This window comes from Streptomyces sp. NPDC127084 (assembly GCF_042724175.1).
Classification (GTDB): Bacteria; Actinomycetota; Actinomycetes; order Streptomycetales; family Streptomycetaceae; genus Streptomyces.
Window position 1 is genome coordinate 1 of sequence record NZ_JBHXFA010000127.1, and the last position, 3,793, is coordinate 3,793.

The 3,793-nt window shown below is 69.7% G+C and carries 4 protein-coding genes and 1 pseudogene; 2 read left to right on the top strand and 3 right to left on the bottom strand.

The window, feature by feature from the left end; genetic code table 11:
- Positions 1-144: 144 nt before the first annotated feature.
- The 3 genes from ACFWI9_RS25370 to xseA all read right to left on the bottom strand — a co-directional run bounded on the left by ACFWI9_RS25370 (position 145) and on the right by xseA (position 2,435).
- Positions 145-735: a malonic semialdehyde reductase gene (locus tag ACFWI9_RS25370; protein WP_387165356.1), complete on the bottom strand. Its 591-nt coding sequence runs from the start codon at positions 733-735 to the stop codon at positions 145-147.
- A 148-nt stretch (positions 736-883) separates the two neighbouring features.
- The gene (locus ACFWI9_RS25375; protein ID WP_387165372.1) at positions 884-1,150 is read right to left on the bottom strand and encodes an exodeoxyribonuclease VII small subunit; all 267 of its coding nucleotides are present in this window, start codon (positions 1,148-1,150) and stop codon (positions 884-886) included.
- Between the two features lie 70 nt (positions 1,151-1,220).
- The gene (gene xseA / locus ACFWI9_RS25380) at positions 1,221-2,435 is read right to left on the bottom strand and encodes an exodeoxyribonuclease VII large subunit (protein WP_387165357.1); all 1,215 of its coding nucleotides are present in this window, start codon (positions 2,433-2,435) and stop codon (positions 1,221-1,223) included.
- A gap of 139 nt (positions 2,436-2,574) precedes the next feature.
- Here xseA and ACFWI9_RS25385 point away from each other — a divergent pair, with 139 nt between their 5' ends.
- Both ACFWI9_RS25385 and ACFWI9_RS25390 read left to right on the top strand, forming a co-directional pair.
- On the top strand, positions 2,575-3,564 hold the full coding sequence (locus ACFWI9_RS25385) for a 4-hydroxy-3-methylbut-2-enyl diphosphate reductase (protein WP_387165358.1): 990 nt from the start codon (positions 2,575-2,577) through the stop codon (positions 3,562-3,564).
- Positions 3,565-3,594: 30 nt separating this feature from the next.
- A pseudogene (locus tag ACFWI9_RS25390) lies at positions 3,595-3,793 on the top strand (ROK family protein); the annotation flags it as partial.

Here is a 3,793-nt window from a genome sequence, read left to right on the forward strand (position 1 = left end):
ATCGAGTGACCACGGGTCGACGTGATGCGCTCCTGGAGCACACCCATCTCGTCCGCCAGGGTCGGCTGGTAACCCACCGCGGAGGGCATGCGCTCGGGTGCCGGCGGCCTCGTCGTCACTCCGCCTGCGGCGCTCTGTCGACCGTCAGACGGTGGTGACGACCTCGTCGAAGGACAGCCGCGGCGAACGCGGGAACCAGGCGTTCTCGCCCGGCTTGCCGATGTTGACCACCATCAGAGGGGTGTGGTCGTCGTCCAGGAACTCCTTCTGGAGACCGGCGAAATCCACTCCCGTCATCGGCCCCGCGGCCAGGCCCGCGGCGCGGACGCCCACGATGAAGTAGGCGGCCTGGAGCACCGCGTTCAGCGCGGCGGAGCGCTCGCGCGCCGGACGCTCCGCGAAGAACATGTCCTTGGCCTGCGGGAAGTGCGGAAGCAGCGAGGGCAGCTCCTCGTGGAACTCGTTGTCGGCGGCGAGGATCGCGACCAGCGGAGCGGCGGCGGTCTTGGCCTGGTTGCCCTCGGACATGTACGGCACCAGGCGTGCGCGGGCCTCGGCTGAACGGACCAGGACGATGCGCAGGGGCGTCTGGTTGAAGGCCGTCGGGCCGAACTTCACCAGGTCGTAGATGGCCTGCATCTGCTCTTCGGTCACCGGCTCGTCGGTGAAAGTGCTGGCGGTGCGGGCCTCACGGAACAGGAGGTCCTGGGCTGCGGTGTCGAGTACGAGAGACATCGGCATACCTTCCGGATGTGCTGAGGGTGTCAGGTACGCGGACGACCGTACGACCAAGTTGGATGAACTTTCAACTAAATCGAGGGCCGGGTGAGTCGACTCACACAACTTTCAACTAAATATTGGGCGGGCGGTCGCGACTCGGGACTCAGACCGCCGAGTCGTCCTCACCGGCCCCGTCGCCGTCGCCTCCATCCGGCCGCCGGTCCGCCAGGGCCGCGTCCAGCCGGGCCCGGGCCCCCTCCAGCCAGCGGCGGCACACCTTCGCCAGCTCCTCGCCCCGCTCCCACAGCGCCAGGGACTCCTCGAGGGTGGTGCCCCCGGCCTCCAGCTTGCGTACGACCTCGATCAGCTCGTCACGCGCCTGCTCGTACCCCAGCGAGCCCGGGCCCGCCGAGCCGTCCGAACCCCCCATGCCGGGCATCCCCTCCGCGTCCACTGCGTGGCCCGCGCTCTCGTCCGTCTCCGCCGTCATGCGCTCCACCCTAAGTGCGGGGTCCGACAGTGACCGGGAACTCGCCTTCCGCGACCCTGGCCCGCAGCTCCTCGTCCGCCGAGACCTCGCCGGCCGCCCGCACCACCGCGCCGTCCCGCCGCTGGAGTACCGCGTACCCCCGCTCCAGCGTGGCCGCGGGGGACAGGGCGAGGACCCTGGCGCGGGTGTGCCTCAGCTCGGATTCGGCGCGGTCCAGCAGGTGCCCGAGGACGCGGTGGCTCCTCGCCGCCAGCGCCTCCGTCTCGTGCTCGCGCTCCTCCACGATGCGGTGCGGATGCTCCATCGAACGCCGGGCGAGCGCGTGTGCGAGCCCCCGCTCCTCACGCTCGATCTGCCCCTGGACCATCCGCAGCGCCCGGTCGCGCAGCACCTGTACCCGCTCCAGCTCCTCGCCGACATCCGGTACGACCTTCTTCGCCGCGTCCGTCGGCGTCGAGGCCCGTAGATCCGCGACCAGGTCCAGCAGCGGCGAGTCCGGTTCATGCCCGATCGCCGACACCAACGGTGTGCGGCAGTCCGCCACCGTCCGGATCAGCTGCTCGTCCGAGAACGGCAGCAGATCCTCCACACTCCCGCCGCCGCGCGCCACGATGATCACGTCCACGTCCGGCAGTGAGTCCAGCTCCCGCACCGCCTGGACCACCTGCGACACGGCGCGCACGCCCTGCACAGCCACATTGCGCACCTCGAACCGCACGGCAGGCCAGCGGCGCCGTGCGTTCTCCAGCACGTCGCGCTCGGCGGCGGACGCCCGGCCGCAGACCAGACCGACCAGCTGAGGCAGGAACGGCAGCGGTTTCTTCCGGTCGCGGTCGAAGAGCCCTTCGGCGCCCAGCGCCCGCTTCAGCCGCTCCAGCCGTACGAGCAGCTCACCCATGCCCACCGGCCGTATCTCCGCCGCCCGCAGCGAGAGCTGGCCGCGCGGGGCGTACCACTCCGGCTTGGCGAGGAGCACCACCCGGGCACCCTCGGACACGACATCGGCGACGGCGTCGAACACCTGGCGGTAGCAGGTGACGCTCACCGAGATGTCGTACGAGGGATCGCGCAGGGTCATGAACACGACCCCCGCGCCGGGCCTACGGGAAAGCTGGGTGATCTGACCCTCCACCCACACGGCGCCGAGCCGGTCGATCCACCCGCCGATGAGCCGCGACACCTCGCCGACAGGTACCGGGGCTTCGGCTGACGTAGTGAGACCCATGCCCGCGAGCGTATCGGCACCCACCGACAGCGCCGAACCCCACAGGCCCGCACGGCATATGCGGCACATACCGACATGCCGCCCGCACGCCTCCTTCAGCCCTGTGGGCGCTCACCGCCCTCCGGCGGCCGCCCTTACGATGGGACGCATGACTGCAACGAACGCCCGCCGCGTCCTGCTCGCCGCTCCCCGTGGCTACTGCGCGGGCGTGGACCGTGCCGTGATCGCCGTGGAGAAGGCCCTGGAGCAGTACGGCGCCCCGGTCTACGTGCGCCACGAGATCGTCCACAACAAGTACGTCGTACAGACCCTGGAGAAGAAGGGCGCGATCTTCGTCGACACCACGGCGGAGGTGCCCGAAGGCTCGATCGTCATGTTCTCGGCGCACGGCGTGGCGCCGATCGTGCACGAAGAGGCCGCCGAGCGGAAGCTCGCCACCATCGACGCGACCTGCCCCCTGGTGACCAAGGTCCACAAGGAAGCCATCCGCTACGCCGACGAGGACTTCGACATCCTCCTCATCGGCCACGAGGGCCACGAGGAGGTCATCGGCACCACCGGCGAGGCACCTGACCACATCACCCTGGTCGACGGACCCAGCGATGTGGACAAGGTCGAGGTCCGCGATCCCTCGAAGGTCGTCTGGCTCTCCCAGACCACGCTCTCCGTGGACGAGACGATGGAAACGGTCGACAAGCTGAAGACCAAGTTCCCGCTGCTGGTCTCCCCGCCGAGCGACGACATCTGCTACGCGACGCAGAACCGCCAGATCGCGGTCAAGGAGATGAGCGCCCAGGCCGACCTGGTGATCGTCGTCGGCTCGCGCAACTCCTCGAACTCGGTGCGCCTGGTCGAGGTCGCCCTGACCGCCGGGGCCAAGGCCTCCCACCTGGTCGACTTCGCCCATGAGATCGACGAGTCCTGGCTGGACGGCGTCGGCACTGTGGGGGTCACCTCCGGCGCGTCGGTCCCGGAGGTGCTGGTCGAGGAGGTCCTGGAGTGGCTCGCCCAGCGCGGCTACGAGGACGTGGAGATCGTCAAGACCGCCGACGAGTCCCTCACCTTCTCCCTCCCCAAGGAACTCCGCCGCGACCTCCGATCCGAGGCCGCTTCGCTTGTCGAGGAGTAACTGTCAGCGGTTCCTCGTAACGTTGTGTCCATGAACGTCTTCGGAGTGGACATCGGCGGATCGGGAATCAAGGGCGCTCCTGTGGACCTGGAGCGCGGCGACCTCGCGGAACCGCGCCACAAAGTGCTCACACCGCATCCGGCCCCGCCAGACGGGGTGGCCGGCGGCGGTGGCGAGGTGGTTGGCCACATCCGCGGGTCGGGCCCGGTCGGGCGAACCTTACCAGGGG

What these genes read in the sequence shown, in the direction of transcription:
- ACFWI9_RS25370 (WP_387165356.1), bottom strand. Translation starts at nt 735, where the DNA reads ATGTCTCTCGTACTCGACACCGCAGCCCAGGACCTCCTGTTCCGTGAG.
- ACFWI9_RS25375 (WP_387165372.1), bottom strand. Translation starts at nt 1,150, where the DNA reads ATGGGGGGTTCGGACGGCTCGGCGGGCCCGGGCTCGCTGGGGTACGAG.
- xseA (WP_387165357.1), bottom strand. Translation starts at nt 2,435, where the DNA reads ATGGGTCTCACTACGTCAGCCGAAGCCCCGGTACCTGTCGGCGAGGTG.
- ACFWI9_RS25385 (WP_387165358.1), top strand. Translation starts at nt 2,575, where the DNA reads ATGGGACGCATGACTGCAACGAACGCCCGCCGCGTCCTGCTCGCCGCT.